General features: G+C 41.6%; 15 protein-coding genes and 2 pseudogenes. 14 read left to right on the forward strand and 3 right to left on the reverse strand.

All coding sequences use genetic code 11. From position 1 onward, the window contains the following. Positions 1-242: 242 nt before the first annotated feature. The 5 genes and pseudogenes from M1G05_RS00820 to M1G05_RS00840 all read left to right on the forward strand — a co-directional run. Positions 243-653: pseudogene (locus M1G05_RS00820) on the forward strand (DUF389 domain-containing protein); the annotation flags it as partial. Further along, positions 652-885, forward strand: a pseudogene (locus tag M1G05_RS00825) (TMEM175 family protein); the annotation flags it as partial. The pseudogenes M1G05_RS00820 and M1G05_RS00825, both read left to right, overlap by 2 nt. Beyond that, positions 810-1,151, forward strand: coding sequence for a hypothetical protein (locus M1G05_RS00830; RefSeq protein WP_247952720.1), 342 nt, complete (start codon positions 810-812; stop codon positions 1,149-1,151). The pseudogene M1G05_RS00825 and the gene M1G05_RS00830, both read left to right, overlap by 76 nt. A gap of 13 nt (positions 1,152-1,164) precedes the next feature. Next, positions 1,165-1,488: a potassium channel family protein gene (locus M1G05_RS00835; protein ID WP_001253404.1), complete on the forward strand. Its 324-nt coding sequence runs from the start codon at positions 1,165-1,167 to the stop codon at positions 1,486-1,488. Further along, complete coding sequence (locus M1G05_RS00840) at positions 1,485-2,534, forward strand: DUF389 domain-containing protein (protein WP_247952721.1); 1,050 nt, start codon at positions 1,485-1,487, stop codon at positions 2,532-2,534. Before M1G05_RS00835 ends, M1G05_RS00840 begins: the two co-directional genes overlap by 4 nt. Positions 2,535-2,778: 244 nt before the next feature. On the opposite strand, the gene thrS is transcribed toward M1G05_RS00840, so the two are convergent. Both thrS and M1G05_RS00850 read right to left on the reverse strand, forming a co-directional pair. Next, entirely contained in the window at positions 2,779-4,722 is a 1,944-nt protein-coding gene (gene thrS, locus M1G05_RS00845) for a threonine--tRNA ligase (RefSeq protein ID WP_125454734.1), read from the reverse strand. A gap of 322 nt (positions 4,723-5,044) precedes the next feature. Beyond that, positions 5,045-5,419 (reverse strand): hypothetical protein, encoded by a 375-nt coding sequence (locus tag M1G05_RS00850; RefSeq protein WP_020903629.1) that lies wholly within the window; start codon positions 5,417-5,419, stop codon positions 5,045-5,047. 204 nt (positions 5,420-5,623) lie between these two features. Here M1G05_RS00850 and rpsO point away from each other — a divergent pair, with 204 nt between their 5' ends. From rpsO to M1G05_RS00880, 6 genes are all read left to right on the forward strand, one after another. Continuing rightward, on the forward strand, positions 5,624-5,893 hold the full coding sequence (rpsO, locus tag M1G05_RS00855; RefSeq protein WP_001018251.1) for a 30S ribosomal protein S15: 270 nt from the start codon (positions 5,624-5,626) through the stop codon (positions 5,891-5,893). A gap of 813 nt (positions 5,894-6,706) precedes the next feature. Further along, entirely contained in the window at positions 6,707-7,327 is a 621-nt protein-coding gene (locus M1G05_RS00860) for a CadD family cadmium resistance transporter (RefSeq protein ID WP_000531713.1), read from the forward strand. 236 nt (positions 7,328-7,563) lie between these two features. Continuing rightward, positions 7,564-8,610 carry a FecCD family ABC transporter permease gene (locus M1G05_RS00865; protein ID WP_247952722.1) on the forward strand — a complete coding sequence of 349 codons (1,047 nt, stop codon included), beginning with the start codon at positions 7,564-7,566 and terminating at the stop codon, positions 8,608-8,610. 1 nt (position 8,611) lies between these two features. Then, a complete protein-coding gene (locus M1G05_RS00870) occupies positions 8,612-9,367 on the forward strand; it encodes an ABC transporter ATP-binding protein (RefSeq protein WP_247952723.1) in 756 nt (251 codons plus the stop codon). 19 nt (positions 9,368-9,386) lie between these two features. Beyond that, entirely contained in the window at positions 9,387-10,397 is a 1,011-nt protein-coding gene (locus M1G05_RS00875; protein ID WP_247952724.1) for an ABC transporter substrate-binding protein, read from the forward strand. Continuing rightward, entirely contained in the window at positions 10,378-11,070 is a 693-nt protein-coding gene (locus M1G05_RS00880; RefSeq protein WP_247952730.1) for an alpha/beta hydrolase-fold protein, read from the forward strand. Before M1G05_RS00875 ends, M1G05_RS00880 begins: the two co-directional genes overlap by 20 nt. A 42-nt stretch (positions 11,071-11,112) precedes the next feature. Here the strand turns inward: M1G05_RS00880 and M1G05_RS00885 are convergent, their stop codons facing one another. Then, complete coding sequence (locus tag M1G05_RS00885) at positions 11,113-11,862, reverse strand: lysophospholipid acyltransferase family protein (RefSeq protein WP_247939541.1); 750 nt, start codon at positions 11,860-11,862, stop codon at positions 11,113-11,115. Between the two features lie 132 nt (positions 11,863-11,994). Between M1G05_RS00885 and M1G05_RS00890 the strand changes: the two genes are divergently transcribed. From M1G05_RS00890 to M1G05_RS00900, 3 genes are all read left to right on the forward strand, one after another. Next, the gene (locus M1G05_RS00890) at positions 11,995-14,331 is read left to right on the forward strand and encodes a cation-translocating P-type ATPase (protein WP_247952731.1); all 2,337 of its coding nucleotides are present in this window, start codon (positions 11,995-11,997) and stop codon (positions 14,329-14,331) included. 100 nt (positions 14,332-14,431) lie between these two features. After that, positions 14,432-15,109 (forward strand): tRNA (adenine(22)-N(1))-methyltransferase, encoded by a 678-nt coding sequence (locus tag M1G05_RS00895; RefSeq protein WP_064275968.1) that lies wholly within the window; start codon positions 14,432-14,434, stop codon positions 15,107-15,109. Further along, complete coding sequence (locus M1G05_RS00900; protein WP_247952737.1) at positions 15,096-15,893, forward strand: Nif3-like dinuclear metal center hexameric protein; 798 nt, start codon at positions 15,096-15,098, stop codon at positions 15,891-15,893. Before M1G05_RS00895 ends, M1G05_RS00900 begins: the two co-directional genes overlap by 14 nt. The last annotated feature ends 11 nt before the right edge of the window (positions 15,894-15,904 follow it).

Raw genomic sequence — 15,904 nt, forward strand, 5'->3', positions numbered from 1 at the left:
GTTTTTCCTTCTTCGGATAAGGAAACAAAAATTTCTTGCTTCATCTATCTATTCAATTGATAGATTTCGTCAGAGAAAAACTGTAAAATTTTTGATATAATATAAAGGATGGACTGACGGATACTTAAAAGATAATTTTCAAAAGAATAACAGGTGAGAAGAAAAATATGTAAGATTGGACAGAAGTCTCTCTACCATCATCCATGCAGAAACAAGATTATATAAAATAAAAGGAGTAACCAATGAACGGAAATTATTCAACACGGGAATACCGTGAGAAATTATACGATGACCTTCATGTTCGATTGAGAGATACAGCGATTTTGATGTGTGCAATTTTTATTGCCTCTATCGGTCTAAATATGAATTCAACAGCTGTTATTATTGGAGCCATGTTAATTTCACCTCTCATGACACCGATTGTTGGACTGGGATTCGGTTTAGCTATTTTTGATACGCGTTTAATCAAGCAATCTCTAGAGGTTTTATTGACTCAAGTGTTGGTCAGTTTGCTTGTCTCGACTCTGTATTTCTGGATTTCTCCCTTGTCTTATGCAAGTAGCGAGTTGATCGCACGAACCTCTCCAACCATTTGGGATGTTCTCATTGCTATTGCTGGTGGGATTGCTGGTGTGATCGGTTCAAGGAAAAGAGTTAGAAAAACCAACAACACCAAGTCTTGAAGCTTTTTGGGATTTACGGCAAAATTTCTTTGCTTGTTTTCTTTCCTTTTTCTGGTTGGGATCGTTATGGATGGCACTAAACACATTATGGGAAAAGGTTGAGAAAATTTCCTCAGAAATTATTTGGTGGAATTTGTTTCTACTCTTGGAGCGGCAGGAGTTCTCTTTGGAGAATTTCATGCCATCCAATATACCAGTCTGAATGATGTGGTGGACCGGATCTATATAAATGTCAAGGATTTACCGTTTCAGTCCTTGGGAGCTTTAGCTAATATCCTGTCTGATGTTAAGAAGGGACTGATTCAAGACAGTCATATCTGGTCTTTCTTCCAGTCATTTTTCAAACAATATCAGTTGATAATCAGCTTAAATCAGATCTATCAGTTTGTCTATCTTTCTCTGATGGAGATCATGTCCTATCTTCACTTTGATTATTGGAAAAAACGGCTCGGTCAGGAGCTAGTATGAATAAGGAGAACAAATGAGACGTTTAAAAATGTTATGGCATATTATACAGGTTACGGGTTTTACTCGGTTTGCTCTGAGTTTTGTGACCTTTGTTTTTGGGTCAGGAGGCGTGCTTTTCCTAGTTGAACCTGCTATCACAAATTACGGAGACGGTCTTTGGTATGCTTTTGTGACTTCGACGACTGTCGGCTACGGGGATCTCCTAGCTGTGACCTTGATTGGAAGGATTACCAGTGTCTTCTTGACGATTTATGGGCTCATATTTTTTGGCTGTTTATCAGCTGTTATTATTAATTATTATACCGATTTAAATAAGGAAAGAGGAGAGGACAAATGACTGCCAATTATTCAACACGGGAATACCGTGAGAAATTATACGATGACCTTCATGTTCGATTGAGAGATACAGCGATTTTGATGTGTGCAATTTTTATTGCCTCTATCGGTCTAAATATGAATTCAACAGCTGTTATTATTGGAGCCATGTTAATTTCACCTCTCATGACACCGATTGTTGGACTGGGATTCGGTTTAGCTATTTTTGATACGCGTTTAATCAAGCAATCTCTAGAGGTTTTATTGACTCAAGTGTTGGTCAGTTTGCTTGTCTCGACTCTGTATTTCTGGATTTCTCCCTTGTCTTATGCAAGTAGCGAGTTGATCGCACGAACCTCTCCAACCATTTGGGATGTTCTCATTGCTATTGCTGGTGGGATTGCTGGTGTGATCGGTTCAAGGAAAAAAGAAGCAAACAATATCGTGCCAGGAGTAGCCATTGCAACAGCTCTGATGCCACCTATCTGTACTGCAGGTTACGGTTTAGCTAATGGGAATGTACGATTTTTATTGGGGGCTCTCTATCTTTTCTTGATCAACTGTGTCTTTATCATGCTAGCCAACATTGTTGGAACAAGAATTTTGATGAGAAAATCTCCTTTAACTTCATTTAAAGAGCTGAGCATTAAAATGAGAATTGGCTTGATTTCTTTGATTGTATTGTTGATTCTTCCAGCTAGCTATTCGGCAGTTACTCTGACAATAGAACAAGCGCGCAAAGAAGGGATCAAACAGTTTGTAGGAAAAGAGTTCGCCAATTATACGGTTATTAATCAAGTCTACAAGTCAAGTAACAATGAATTGGTCTTGACGGTTGTTGGAGATCCGATTTCAGAAGACGAATTAGAAACGCTCCACCAAAAACAAGCCTCTTACGGTATTCAATCTGTTCAATTGAAAGTCAATCAAGTTCATAATTCGACAAAATTAGACAGTGATACGACCAAGGAATTTTATGAAACCATTAACAAGTATATCGATCAAAAACTCTCTGAAAAGGATTCACAAAAAGATCTCGTAAAAGAAAATGAAGCAGACAAGGATTGAGGATATTGACCTTATCTAACTCATGAAAGAAAATTTTGTGTGGTGGTTTGGTCAATCACTACTAGCTCGGCTTAAATAATACTCTTCGAAAATCAAATTCAAACCACGTCAGCGTCGCCTTACCGTACTCAAGTACAGCTTGCGGCTAGCTTCCTAGTTTGCTTTTTGATTTTCATTGAGTATAAAATATAAAAAGCAACAGCTGTTTCAGTTGTTGCTTTTTAGCTAGCTAGGATTTTATCTCTTATTTCTCAACTCGTGATTTGTTGGCGATATCAGCTAGGATAGCTTGAACAAAGTCATCAACTGAGACAGTTTGTGTTTCTTTTTGGCCATAGCGGCGAACGTTAACAGTTCCGTCTTCCATTTCCTTGTCTCCAACAATCAACTGGTAAGGAATCTTGCTTGTTTGTGAAGCACGAATCTTGAACTGCATTTTCTCATTGCGTTCATCCACGTCAGCACGAACCCCACGGTCACGGAGTTTCTTAGCTACTTCCCAAGCATAGTCCACGTGTTTTTCGTTAGATACTGGGATGAGGGTTACTTGGTGTGGTGCAAGCCATGTTGGGAAGGCACCCTTGTAGTTCTCAATCAAGATCGCTGTGAAGCGTTCCATAGTTGAGATAACCCCGCGGTGAATCATAACTGGACGGTGCTCTTCACCATCAGCTCCGATATATTTGAGGTCGAAGCGTTCTGGAAGCAAGAAGTCAAGTTGGATAGTTGAAAGGGTCTCTTCTTTACCAAGGGCAGTCTTAACCTGGATATCCAATTTTGGTCCGTAGAAGGCTGCTTCACCTTCGGCTTCAAAGTAGTCAACGCCCATTTCATCAAGAGCTGCACGAAGCATGGTTTGGGCATTTTCCCACATCTCATCGTTATCAAAGTACTTATGAGTATCTTGAGGGTCGCGAAGAGAGAGACGGAAGCGGTATTCAGTCAAGTTGAAATCTTCATAAACATCGATAATCAACTGAAGGGCACGTTGGAATTCTTCTTGGATTTGCTCTGGAGTAACGAAGAGGTGACCGTCGTTGAGTGACATTTCACGTACACGTTGAAGACCAGTAAGGGCACCAGATTTTTCATAACGGTGCATCATACCGATTTCAGCGATACGGATTGGCAATTCACGGTAAGAGTGAACATGGTGTTTAAAGACTTGAATGTGGTGTGGGCAGTTCATTGGACGAAGGACGAATTCTTCCCCGTCACCCATGTCCATAGTTGGGAACATGTCTTCTTGGTAATGATCCCAGTGACCGGAAGTCTTGTAAAGCTCAACAGAAGCAAGTGGTGGAGTGTATACGTGTTGGTAGCCAGAAGCCAACTCTTTGTCTACGATGTAGCGTTCTAATTCACGACGGATAGTCGCACCATTTGGCAACCAGAATGGCAAACCTTGTCCAACCTCTTGAGAAATCATGAAGAGGTCAAGCTCTTTACCAAGTTTACGGTGGTCACGTTCCTTAGCTTCTTCACGCATTTGGAGGTAGTTTTTCAAGTCTTTCTTGTCAAACCAAGCTGTACCATAGATACGTTGCATCATAGCGTTGTCGCTATTTCCACGCCAGTAAGCACCTGCTACATGGAGAAGGTGGAAGATTTGGATGCGGCCTGTTGATGGGACGTGAGGGCCACGGCAAAGGTCTACATATTCACCCTGACGGTAGATGGTCAAACCACCTTCGTCTTCAGAGTGTTCTTCAATCAATTCCAACTTGTAAGGGTCGTTCTTGAAGATTTCACGCGCCTCGTCTTTAGTCACCTCTTCGCGAATAGATGGGAAGTTTTCTTTGACGATTTTTTTCATTTCTTCTTCGATACGAGGAAGGTCTTCGTTAGAGATTTGACCAGCAGTATTGTCAGTATCGTAGTAGAAACCGTCTTCGATGGCTGGACCAACTCCCAAGTGAATGTCTGGGAACAGACGACGAGCTGCTTGGGCGAACAAGTGAGCAGCAGAGTGACGCAAGATTGGAAGGGCATCTTCGTGATCAGGTGTCACGATTTCGATGCTTCCATCTTCAGTGATAGCACGAGTAGTGTCGATGAGTTTGCCGTTGAATTTACCAGCCAAGGCTTTTTTAGCTAGGGAATTGCTGATAGATTGGGCAATTTCAAAAGTTGTTACGCCAGATTCGAATTCACGAACAGCGCCATCTGGAAAAGTAATGTTAATCATGATGTTCTCCTTACTTATATTATTGACGAATGTGTTAACCCTATTCTGAAAACAGGGACAGAGGATTTTGAAAGCTAGAAAAACAAAAAGCGACATCCTCAAAAGGACGTCGCAACGTGGTTCCACCTTCATTTATGTTCCTCAAAAAAGAGGGACACCTCTGATTGGCTCTAACGTGGCCGCCGTTTTATGTTTTCATAAAAAACTCAAGAGTAGTATCAGTTTAGGCTCTCTATGCGTTTCCAGCAACCACGCACTCTCTAGTAGAAAGGGACTAAGTGACTTGTCTCTATGGATTATTATAGCATGATTGTGAGATTTTTCAAGGATTTTGTGAAAGTTTTTTGTTTTTCATTTTTTGTAGAATATGCTTGATGCCAATACCGGAAGCCATGCCCACCAGAGCAAAGATTTCATAGGCTAAAAAGTAAAACCAGATAAATTCACCGAAGGTTATGATAGTAAAGCAAAAGAGCAGTCCGTTACCAATTAACCACCAAAGTGAGAAACGGAAACGGTAGCTATAGAGTAGCGATATAATCAAGATTACCAGAGGTGTAAAGAAGAGAAGATTGTTTATACAGAGTCCCTTGAGTGTAAGGGGGTCAGAAACAACTAGCAAGACCAACTCATAAAGTGGCCAATAAAAGAAAAATATGACCAGATAGTAGGGGAGATGGGAATAGAATCTACGCATGATAATCACCTCGTTTTAAAAAACAGACAACTTGGATTTCTTGCTATGATTGTTATAGCATGTTTAAAACAAGAAAGTAAATCTGTTGACAAAGAAGTTAGTTATTGGTAGAATAGGGATTGTCGTAAAGACAAATAACTTCTTCTTGGTTACAGGCATGCCAACCTGTCACTCGGATGAAGCCAAATAAAAAGGAGAAACATCATGGCAATCTCAAAAGAGAAAAAAAATGAAATCATCGCACAATATGCACGTCACGAAGGTGATACAGGTTCAGTAGAGGTTCAAGTTGCTGTCCTTACTTGGGAAATCAACCACCTTAACGAACACATCAAACAACACAAAAAAGACCACGCTACTTACCGTGGATTGATGAAAAAAATCGGTCGCCGTCGTAACTTGCTTGCATACTTGCGTAAAAACGACGTTAACCGTTACCGTGAGTTGATCAACTCTCTAGGACTTCGTCGCTAATTCAAGATACAAAGGCCGTCAAAAGCACAAAGCAAAAATAGGAAAATTGACGAAGAAACTTCAGTTTCTAGGAAATTTTATCTTTTTTGCCAAGTGCTTAGGCCGTGTTCAATTGAGCATATCTTGATAATGAAGCTACTCTAAATTGGGTAGCTTTTTTACTTTTGTCACCTTACCTTGATATGCTCAAGTATAATCTTTGGTTACGGTTCCTAGCACTGTAAGGTAAAATAAACCAGAATGATCTCCCTTCGGGGAGATTTTTTTGTTTCACTGAAAGTTTCGTACATTCTTCTCCTCGCCGTCTAGTCTATAAACGTTTTATCCAGCAAGAATCATGATGCTAAGGGTGTAAGAAATCCGTATGAAAATAGGGAAACGACACCGTGTTCGATGAACACAAGGAGTACCATCTTTTTCACTAGGATTTTAGCCTGAACTCAAATCAGCTCTCTGACTTCAGAGGGCTTTTTTATTGAGGTTTTATCGGTCACAATTTTGGAGACTACAAAAACCTCAAATGGTATCAGCTAATTACACCATAAGGGTGCGCAGCTACTCGGCTTGAAAAGCCTAGTAGCTGTCTGCAAGCCCCTTCGGAGAGCCCACACTTTACGAAGTAAAGTATAGTATGTTATACTTTACATGGAAGTAGTCACCGAATTCCAGTTAGAAATTACTTTGTAACTACGTTTTGAGGAGGAGTAAAATGCTTTCCTATGTTCGACATTACCCACTAGCGATAGCTAAATTAATGTGTCTGTGCTCTCCTAAAATCTGCTGATTTATTACTGACTAATACAGGAGGTTTTTATGGGACAGACAATCATATCTGCTATTGGTGTTTATATTTCCACCAGTATCGATTATTTAATTATTTTATTTATTTTATTTGCACAGCTATCACAGAATAAACAAAAATGGCATATTTATGCGGGGCAATATCTAGGCACAGGCTTACTTGTAGGGGCGAGTTTAGTTGCTGCTTATGTCGTTAATTTCGTGCCTGAAGAATGGATGGTTGGATTGCTTGGTTTAATCCCTATCTATTTAGGGATTCGCTTTGCAATTGTTGGAGAAGGTGAGGAAGAAGAGGAAGAAGAGGAAGAAATTATTGAAAGATTAGAACAAAGCAAGGCAAATCAACTGTTTTGGACAGTTACATTGCTGACAATTGCGTCTGGCGGAGATAATTTAGGTATCTATATACCTTATTTTGCTTCGTTAGATTGGTCACAGACCCTCGTGGCGTTGCTTGTGTTTGTAATCGGCATAATTATCTTATGCGAGATTAGTCGGGTGTTATCCTCTATTCCGTTAATATTCGAGACAATTGAAAAATACGAGCGAATCATTGTGCCCTTAGTATTCATTCTACTTGGACTATACATCATGTATGAAAATGGCACGATAGAGACTTTTCTGACCGTGTAGATTTTTTTGTTTCACTAGGATTTTATCCCGAGCTCAAATTGGCTCTCTGATTTTCAGAGGGCTTTTTATGTTGTCACCTTACCTCGACATACTCAAGTTTAATCTTCGGTTACGGTTCCTAGCACAATAAAACCAACTATATTCATTTGTTCTCATCTTGTTACGCAGTTGAAAATATGGTATACTTTTTCATGAGAATTTTCTAAATTTTTAATATTCTATCAAAGGAGGTTTGCATGCTTTCCAAATTTTCTGGAAGCCGACAAGACCAGCAATTTCTGTTACTTTTAGTTATTTTGCTAGGTATTTTAGGGATTTCTCTCTTTCTAGCAGTTTCAATGGGATCTGTTGCGATTGATCTAGGAGATACCTATCGGATTATTTTGAGTAGGTTGGGATTTCCTCTTGAGATAGGAGAGGTTTCCAAGTCTACTCTTGCCATTGTATGGAACATGAGATTCCCCCGAGTATTGTTAGGTCTGATAGTAGGAGCAGGCCTTTCTATGTGTGGTAGTGTGATGCAGTCTACAGTGAACAATCCCATAGCAGAGCCTTATGTCTTAGGAATATCTGCGGGTGCAACTCTAGGTGCAACCTTGAGCATCATTCTTGGTTTAAAAGTGATGATTAGCCTTGGAGCTTTTCTTGGAGCTATTTTGGCAACAATTGCTGTCCTCATCATTGCCTCTATGCAGGGAAGGATGACGACTTCTAGTCTGATTTTATCAGGAACCGTGGTCAATGCTCTCTTTCTGGCTTTTTCAAACTTTATTATCTCAGTTGGAGCTAATGCGGATAGTGTGATGACCATTAAGTTTTGGACCATGGGCTCGCTCGCTGGGACTTCTTGGGCAGACTTGGTCCTGCCAACTATAGTAGTAGGAATAGCCTTTCTATTTTTCTCTACTCAGTATCGTGTTTTCAATGCGATGATGATGGGAGATGAGGCTGCTTTAACTTTGGGGATTCCCTTACGATTTTATTGGTATCTTTATGTGACCATGGTGGCTGTGCTAACAGCAGTCTTAGTGGCAACCTGTGGGATTATTGGATTTGTCGGTCTGATTACTCCACATTTAGCTCGAGGGTTAGTAGGAACGAATTACAAGAGGCTTTTTCCTGTTGCAACCTTGATGGGTTCCCTCTTTGTCATCTGGGCAGACGTACTCTCTCGTATCATCATTCCAAACGCAGAGCTTCCTATTGGTATTTTCACAGCCTTAGTAGGTGCTCCCTTCTTTATCTACATTGTTGGAGGTAGGCGAAGGGAGGTGAGGGTCTGATATGGACTTGATTTGTCAGGATGTCCACTTTGGACTGGGAGAGAAAAAAATCCTCAAGGGAGTTTCTCTTAAGGTTGAAGGGAATCAATTTCACACGATATTAGGACCAAATGGAAGCGGGAAAACCAGTCTACTTAAACTCCTCTATCGTCAGGAAAAGGCGGACAAAGGATTGATAAGCCTAGATGGAAAACCTCTGGAACAATGGACGCTCAAAGAAACAGCCAAGCAAATGGCAGTTGTGACCCAGTTTAACCAACTGCAGTTTGATTGTACAGTTGAAGAAATCGTCTTGCTGGGAAGAACTCCCCACCTCTCTTTTTTACAGAAGGAAAAGGAAAGGGATTTTACACTCGTTCAAGATGCCCTCGTTAAGGTGGATATGCTTGAGAAGAAAACTCGTCTCTATTCGTCTCTGTCAGGGGGAGAGAAACAGCGAGTATTACTAGCCCGCGCCTTGGTGCAAGAACCGACTCTCTTGCTCCTGGACGAACCAACCAATCACCTGGATATTAAGTATCAGCTAGACTTGTTGGCCATTGTGAAGGAGCTCAAGGTCAATGTTCTAGCTGTCCTGCATGATATTCAACTTGCTTGTCGCTATTCGGATTATCTCTATCTGATGAAAGAGGGAGAAATCCTTTACCAAGGGACTCCAAAGGAGACCATCACCCCTGAGTCATTGCAAACTGTATATGGAGTTCAAAGTCAGGTGACTTGGACCGAGGATCAGCAAGCCATGATTCACTATTTATAAGAATGAAAAGGAAAACAAGATGAAAAAAACACTAAGCATTTTACTGGTAACAGTAGCTACTCTAACCATGGCAGCTTGTGGCAATACTACTACAGAAAAAGCTACCACACAATCTAGCACAGAAACAAGTCAAAAGGCGAGCACAGAGACGACTTATCCGCTAACGGTCAAAACTTATGATGCTAAAGGAAATGAAGTCGAACAAGTCTTTGACAAGGCACCTGAAAAAGTTATCACAAACAATCTTTCAACCACTGAAATCTTATTGGAGTTGGGGTTGAAGGATAAAATTGTTGGTATGCTCAATCCAGACAATGCTGTGACGGACAAATACAAGGACGCGATTGCATCTATTCCTCAAATTGGGGATAAAAAAACAGTGTCACAAGAGACAGTCCTTTCTTATGAGCCAGACGCTGTGATGGGTCGAAACATGATGTTTTCTGAAAAATCCTTGGGGACAGTTAGCACTTGGAATGAAAACAAAATCCCAGTCTATACGCAAAAAGCTTCTCTCTCAACGATTCAGCAAGATTTGGGGAATATCGTAGAAGATGTCAAAAATCTTGGAATGATTTTTAATGTGCAGTACAAGGCTAATGAATACGCAACCCAATTACAAACTAAAATTGACGCTGTTAAGAAAGCAAATCCAGCAAGTCAAGGTGAAAAGAAAAAGGCTTTGATTATGGTTGCTTATAATGATGAAACCTTCGGTGCCTACAAGTCTGCTTTGCAAGAAAGTTTGCTGAACCAACTTGGTTATACAAACGTTGCTACGGGGACATCAGGCTTGACCTTGGAAAATCTCGTGTCAATGGATCCTGAATTGATTATCTATGTAACCAGCGATCGCAATAAAAAATTGGATGAAAAAGCAGTAGAGTTGATGAAGGCAAATGCTGTTTTGGAAAGCGTTCCTGCTATTAAGAATCAAAAAATCATGACTATCTCTTACGATGAGTTGATGGATTATGGTCCAGCAGTGATTGATTCCCTTGAGAAAATCAATGACTTTATCAATAAATAATGAGTTTGATTGGGAAGGAATTCAAGTCAAAATCAGCCTTCCTTCTAACTACGACCCCAATCGAACCTATCCGGTTATTTTATTGAATGATGGAAACTTGGATTTCCTATCGTCCTTTTCCGAATCTGTGATTTTAGTGGGCTTGACCTCTAAAAATCGCCTAGATGACTACACTCCTTGGAAGGTAGCTGCTCTGAGAGATGGAGCTCCAGATTTTGGCGGTCAGGCCAACGTTTATCATGATCATTTATTTGGAGGTCTTTTAGACAAGTTACAGTCGCTTTATCGCCTGGACGAAACTTGCCTTGCTTATGGAGGCTACTCACTAGGTGGTTTAGCGGCAGTCTACAGTCTTTTCGGCTTTGACAAGGTTTCCTGTGTCTTCTCCATCTGTGGTTCCTTTTGGTATCCTGATTTTGTGACTTACTGTAGGGAAGAAAAGGTGAAAAATTTGGACTGTTTGCTGTATTTACAGAATGGGCAAACAGAAGGAGTCAATCATAGCAATCGTTTGGTTCAAGCACCGGTATATGCTGAACAGATCCATACCAGTCTTCAGAAATGCTATCCGAATGGCCAGTTTGTCTTTGACCTCTATGGGCATCATGAGCAAGTGGCTGAGCGATTTTTAGCCTTTTCTAGCTGGTTGGCCCAAAAATGGAAAATCAAATAAAAGAATTATCCCTTGGCTTTTGCCAAGGGATTGTTGTATTTTTTAACCAAGAGCCTCTCTTTTCTTATCTGGATTCCATACGAAGCTTGCGATAAAGCTAAAGATGATGGTTAGGATAGCGAGGATAATGGCAAGGATGAGGGCAGGGATGCGGATAAACCACCAGAGTGGGTTCGGTTTTTTATTATTGTGCCATTGTTTGGTTTCTTCGTCCAAACGTTGGAATTCTGCTTGGATTCGATTGGCGACTGTTTCAATGCCTTCATCATTCATTTTCTTGATATCTGAGATATCAATTGGATTTCCAAAGTTCATATCGACACGTTCACGGCTAACCAAGCCCTTCAAAGTCATAGGACCTGTGTAGGTAACCGGCATGATACGGACCTTGGCCATTTTGGCAATCAGAGCTACGCCACCCTTGACATCGTTTGAGTGTCGGCTTCCACTTGGAAACATGATGAGAGAGCGGTCACTTTTTTTGAGAACATTGATAGGATATTTGATGGCTGAGGCGCTAGGATTTTCACGGTCGATAGGAAAGGCACCACACATACGAATCCACCAGCCAAAGATACGGTTGGTAAAGAGCTCTTTTTTGGCCATAAAGATAAATTGTTTTGGTTTGGTCGCAAAGGCCATATAAACTGGATCCCACCAGGTGCGGTGAGGTGCAACCAAAATATAATTTTCATCTTGATTAGGAATTTTATCAGTATTATGATAATGGGCATTGCCATTGATGGACCATAGGAGCAATACAACCAATCCACGTAAATAAGTATAAAACATGCGATCTCCTTCGATTATTTTCTTGTTATTATTATACCTTATCAAAGGAGGGCTGGCAAACTTTTCCCTTGACTAGGTTCGTATTTGGGATGAGATTAGAATTCTTTTAGAAAAAATGATATGATAGAATTCATGGATAAAAATAAGATTATGGGATTAACCCAAAGAGAAGTCGAGGAAAGACAGGCTAAGGGCTTGGTCAATGATTTTACCGCATCGGCTAGTACAAGCACTTGGCAAATCGTTAAACGAAATGTCTTTACCCTTTTTAATGCTTTGAACTTTGCCATTGCTTTGGCACTAGCCTTTGTGCAGGCTTGGAGCAATCTGGTCTTCTTTGCCGTTATCTGCTTTAACGCTTTTTCTGGGATTGTGACTGAGCTGCGGGCCAAACACATGGTGGACAAGCTCAATCTCATGACTAAGGAAAAGGTTAAAACCATTCGTGATGGCCAGGAAGTAGCTCTGAATCCTGAAGAATTGGTTTTAGGAGACGTCATTCGTTTGTCTGCTGGGGAGCAGATTCCTAGTGATGCCTTGGTTCTAGAAGGTTTTGCGGAAGTCAATGAAGCCATGTTGACCGGTGAGAGTGATTTGGTGCAAAAGGAAGTTGACGCCTTGCTTTTGTCTGGAAGTTTCCTAGCCAGTGGGTCAGTTTTGGCTCAAGTCCACCATGTCGGGGCAGACAACTATGCTGCTAAACTCATGCTGGAAGCCAAGACCGTTAAACCGATCAACTCACGTATCATGAAATCGCTGGACAGGTTAGCTGGTTTTACTGGGAAGATTATCATTCCTTTTGGTCTAGCTCTCTTGCTAGAAGCCTTGCTTTTAAAAGGCCTGCCTCTTAAGTCATCTGTTGTAAATTCGTCGACAGCCCTTTTGGGGATGTTGCCCAAGGGAATCGCCCTTTTGACCATCACTTCGCTTTTGACTGCGGTTATTAAGCTGGGCTTGAAAAAGGTCTTGGTGCAGGAGATGTACTCTGTTGAGACCTTGGCACGCGTGGATATGCTCTGTTTGGACAAGACGGGCACCATCACCCAAGGAAAGATGCAGGTGGAGGCTGTTCTTCCTTTGACCGAAGAGTATGGAGAGTCAGCGCTTGCTAGCATCTTGGCCAGCTATATGGCTCATAGTGAGGATAAAAATCCAACAGCTCAAGCCATTCGCCAGCGTTTCCAAGGTCAGGTAGTCTATCCTATGATCTCTAATCTGCCTTTCTCAAGCGACCGCAAGTGGGGTGCTATGGAATTGGAAGGTCTGGGGACAGTTTTCCTAGGTGCGCCTGAGATGTTGCTGGAAAACGAAGTCCCAGAAGCCAGAGAGGCCTTGGAGAGAGGTTCACGTGTCTTGGTCTTAGCCCTCAGTCAGGAGAAATTAGACCATCACAAACCACAGAAACCATCTGATATTCAGGCTCTAGCCTTGCTGGAAATATTGGATCCCATTCGAGAGGGAGCAGAAGAGACGCTGGACTATCTCCGTTCTCAGGAAGTGGGCCTCAAGATTATCTCTGGGGACAATCCAGTTACGGTATCCAGCATTGCCCAGAAGGCTGGTTTTGCGGACTATAACAGCTATGTCGATTGTTCAAAAATCACGGATGAGGAATTGGTTGCTATGGCGGAGGAGACAGCTATTTTCGGACGTGTTTCCCCTCATCAAAAGAAACTCATCATCCAAACGCTGAAAAAAGCGGGTCATACAACGGCTATGACAGGGGACGGGGTTAATGATATTCTGGCCCTTCGTGAGGCGGATTGTTCCATCGTAATGGCGGAGGGAGATCCTGCGACTCGTCAGATTGCCAATCTGGTTCTCTTGAACTCTGACTTTAATGATGTTCCTGAGATTCTCTTTGAAGGTCGTCGTGTGGTGAATAACATTGCCCACATTGCACCGATTTTCTTGATAAAGACCATCTATTCTTTCTTGCTCGCAGTTATCTGTATTGCCAGTGCTTTACTAGGTCGGTCTGAGTGGATTTTGATTTTCCCCTTCATTCCGATCCAGATTACCATGATTGACCAGTTCGTGGAAGGGTTCCCACCATTCGTTCTGACTTTTGAGCGAAATATCAAACCTGTTGAGCCAAACTTCCTCAGAAGATCCATGCTTCGTGCTCTACCAAGTGCTCTCATGGTTGTGTTCAGCGTTCTTTTTGTGAAAATATTTGGAAGTAGCCAAGGTTGGTCTGAGTTAGAAATTTCAACTCTACTCTATTATCTCTTGGGGTCAATTGGTTTCTTATCTGTATTTAGAGCCTGCATGCCATTTACCCTATGGCGTGTCCTCTTGATTGTTTGGTCAGTAGGAGGCTTCCTAGCTACAGCTCTCTTCCCAAGAATTCAAAAACTACTTGAAATTTCAACCTTAACAGGACAAACATTACCTGTTTATGGTGTCATGATGTTGGTCTTTACCGTGATTTTCATTTTGACCAGTCGCTACCAAGCTAGAAAATAAAGAAAGACTGCAATCTGTGGATTGCGGTCTTTTTAGGTACAAGATTGCCAGCTGAAATGTGGTATAATAAGAGGTAATAGAGTTTGGAAAGTGAGAGAAGATGATTTCAAAGAGATTAGAATTAGTGGCTTCCTTTGTGCCACAGGGAGCCATTTTACTAGATGTGGGGAGTGACCATGCTTATCTGCCTATCGAGTTGGTCGAAAGAGGACAAATCAAAAGTGCCATTGCAGGTGAGGTTGTAGAAGGTCCCTACCAGTCCGCGGTTAAAAATGTTGAAAGTCACGGGTTAAAGGAGAAAATCCAAGTCCGTTTAGCAAATGGCTTGGCAGCCTTTGAAGAGGCAGATAAGGTATCGGTCATTACCATTGCTGGTATGGGTGGTCGTTTGATTGCCAGGATTTTAGAAGAAGGCTTGGACAAGTTAGCTAATGTAGAGCGTTTAATCCTCCAACCCAATAATCGTGAAGACGACTTGCGTATCTGGCTACAAGAGAACGAATTTCAGATTGTAGCTGAAAGTATCTTAGAAGAGGCTGGCAAGTTTTACGAGATTTTGGTGGTGGAAGCAGGACAAATGAAGCTATCAGCTAGTGATGTTCGCTTTGGTCCCTTCTTGTCCAAAGAGGTCAGTCCAGTCTTTGTCCAAAAATGGCAAAAAGAAGCTGTTAAGCTAGAGTTTGCCCTCGGACAAATCCCAGAAAAAAATCTGGAAGAACGTCAAGTTCTAGTAGATAAAATTCAAGCCATCAAGGAGGTTCTCCATGTTAGCAAGTGAAGTGATTAATGCGTATGAAGCCTTTTGCCCTCAGGAATTTTCCATGGAGGGAGACAGTCGTGGTCTGCAAATTGGTACTTTAGACAAGGATATCCAAAGGGTCATGGTGGCTCTCGATATTCGTGAAGAAACGGTGGTTGAAGCCATTGAAAAGGGTGTAGACTTGATTATTGTCAAGCATGCGCCGATTTTCCGTCCCATCAAGGATTTGGTAGCTAGCCGTCCACAAAATCAGATTTACATTGATTTGATAAAGCATGACATCGCAGTTTATGTCAGCCATACCAATATTGACATCGTTGAAAATGGCCTCAATGATTGGTTCTGTCAGATGCTAGGTATCGAGGAAACGACTTATCTGCAGGAGACAGGTCCTGAACGTGGAATTGGACGTATTGGGAATGTTCAGCCTCAGACATTTGGGAAATTGGCCCAGAATGTCAAGCAAGTCTTTGGTCTAGATAGTCTTCGAATGGTGCATTATCAAGAGAGCGATTTGCAGAAGCCTATTTCAAGAGTGGCCATCTGTGGTGGAAGTGGGCAGTCATTCTATAAGGATGCTTTGGCTAAAGGAGCGGATGTCTATATCACTGGTGATATTTACTACCACACTGCCCAGGATATGTTGTCTGATGGTTTGTTGGCATTGGACCCAGGTCACTATATCGAAGTGCTTTTTGTGGAAAAAATTGCAGAGCTTCTTAATCAATGGAAAGGAGAAAAGGGCTGGACAATCGATATTGTACCTAGTCAAGCATCGACCAATCCTTTCCACCATATCTAGTTAGAAAGTGA

It is taken from the genome of Streptococcus mitis (genome assembly GCF_023109515.1).
Taxonomy (GTDB): Bacteria; Bacillota; Bacilli; order Lactobacillales; family Streptococcaceae; genus Streptococcus; species Streptococcus mitis_CS.

Excerpts from the sequence above, each read along its gene's own strand:
- rpsO (WP_001018251.1), top strand. The coding sequence starts at position 5,624 with ATGGCAATCTCAAAAGAGAAAAAAAATGAAATCATCGCACAATATGCA.
- M1G05_RS00865 (WP_247952722.1), top strand. The coding sequence starts at position 7,564 with ATGCTTTCCAAATTTTCTGGAAGCCGACAAGACCAGCAATTTCTGTTA.
- M1G05_RS00885 (WP_247939541.1), bottom strand. The coding sequence starts at position 11,862 with ATGTTTTATACTTATTTACGTGGATTGGTTGTATTGCTCCTATGGTCC.
- M1G05_RS00870 (WP_247952723.1), top strand. The coding sequence starts at position 8,612 with ATGGACTTGATTTGTCAGGATGTCCACTTTGGACTGGGAGAGAAAAAA.
- M1G05_RS00835 (WP_001253404.1), top strand. The coding sequence starts at position 1,165 with ATGAGACGTTTAAAAATGTTATGGCATATTATACAGGTTACGGGTTTT.
- M1G05_RS00895 (WP_064275968.1), top strand. The coding sequence starts at position 14,432 with ATGATTTCAAAGAGATTAGAATTAGTGGCTTCCTTTGTGCCACAGGGA.
- thrS (WP_125454734.1), bottom strand. The coding sequence starts at position 4,722 with ATGATTAACATTACTTTTCCAGATGGCGCTGTTCGTGAATTCGAATCT.
- M1G05_RS00840 (WP_247952721.1), top strand. The coding sequence starts at position 1,485 with ATGACTGCCAATTATTCAACACGGGAATACCGTGAGAAATTATACGAT.
- M1G05_RS00890 (WP_247952731.1), top strand. The coding sequence starts at position 11,995 with ATGGATAAAAATAAGATTATGGGATTAACCCAAAGAGAAGTCGAGGAA.
- M1G05_RS00900 (WP_247952737.1), top strand. The coding sequence starts at position 15,096 with ATGTTAGCAAGTGAAGTGATTAATGCGTATGAAGCCTTTTGCCCTCAG.
- M1G05_RS00860 (WP_000531713.1), top strand. The coding sequence starts at position 6,707 with ATGGGACAGACAATCATATCTGCTATTGGTGTTTATATTTCCACCAGT.
- M1G05_RS00880 (WP_247952730.1), top strand. The coding sequence starts at position 10,378 with ATGACTTTATCAATAAATAATGAGTTTGATTGGGAAGGAATTCAAGTC.
- M1G05_RS00850 (WP_020903629.1), bottom strand. The coding sequence starts at position 5,419 with ATGCGTAGATTCTATTCCCATCTCCCCTACTATCTGGTCATATTTTTC.
- M1G05_RS00875 (WP_247952724.1), top strand. The coding sequence starts at position 9,387 with ATGAAAAAAACACTAAGCATTTTACTGGTAACAGTAGCTACTCTAACC.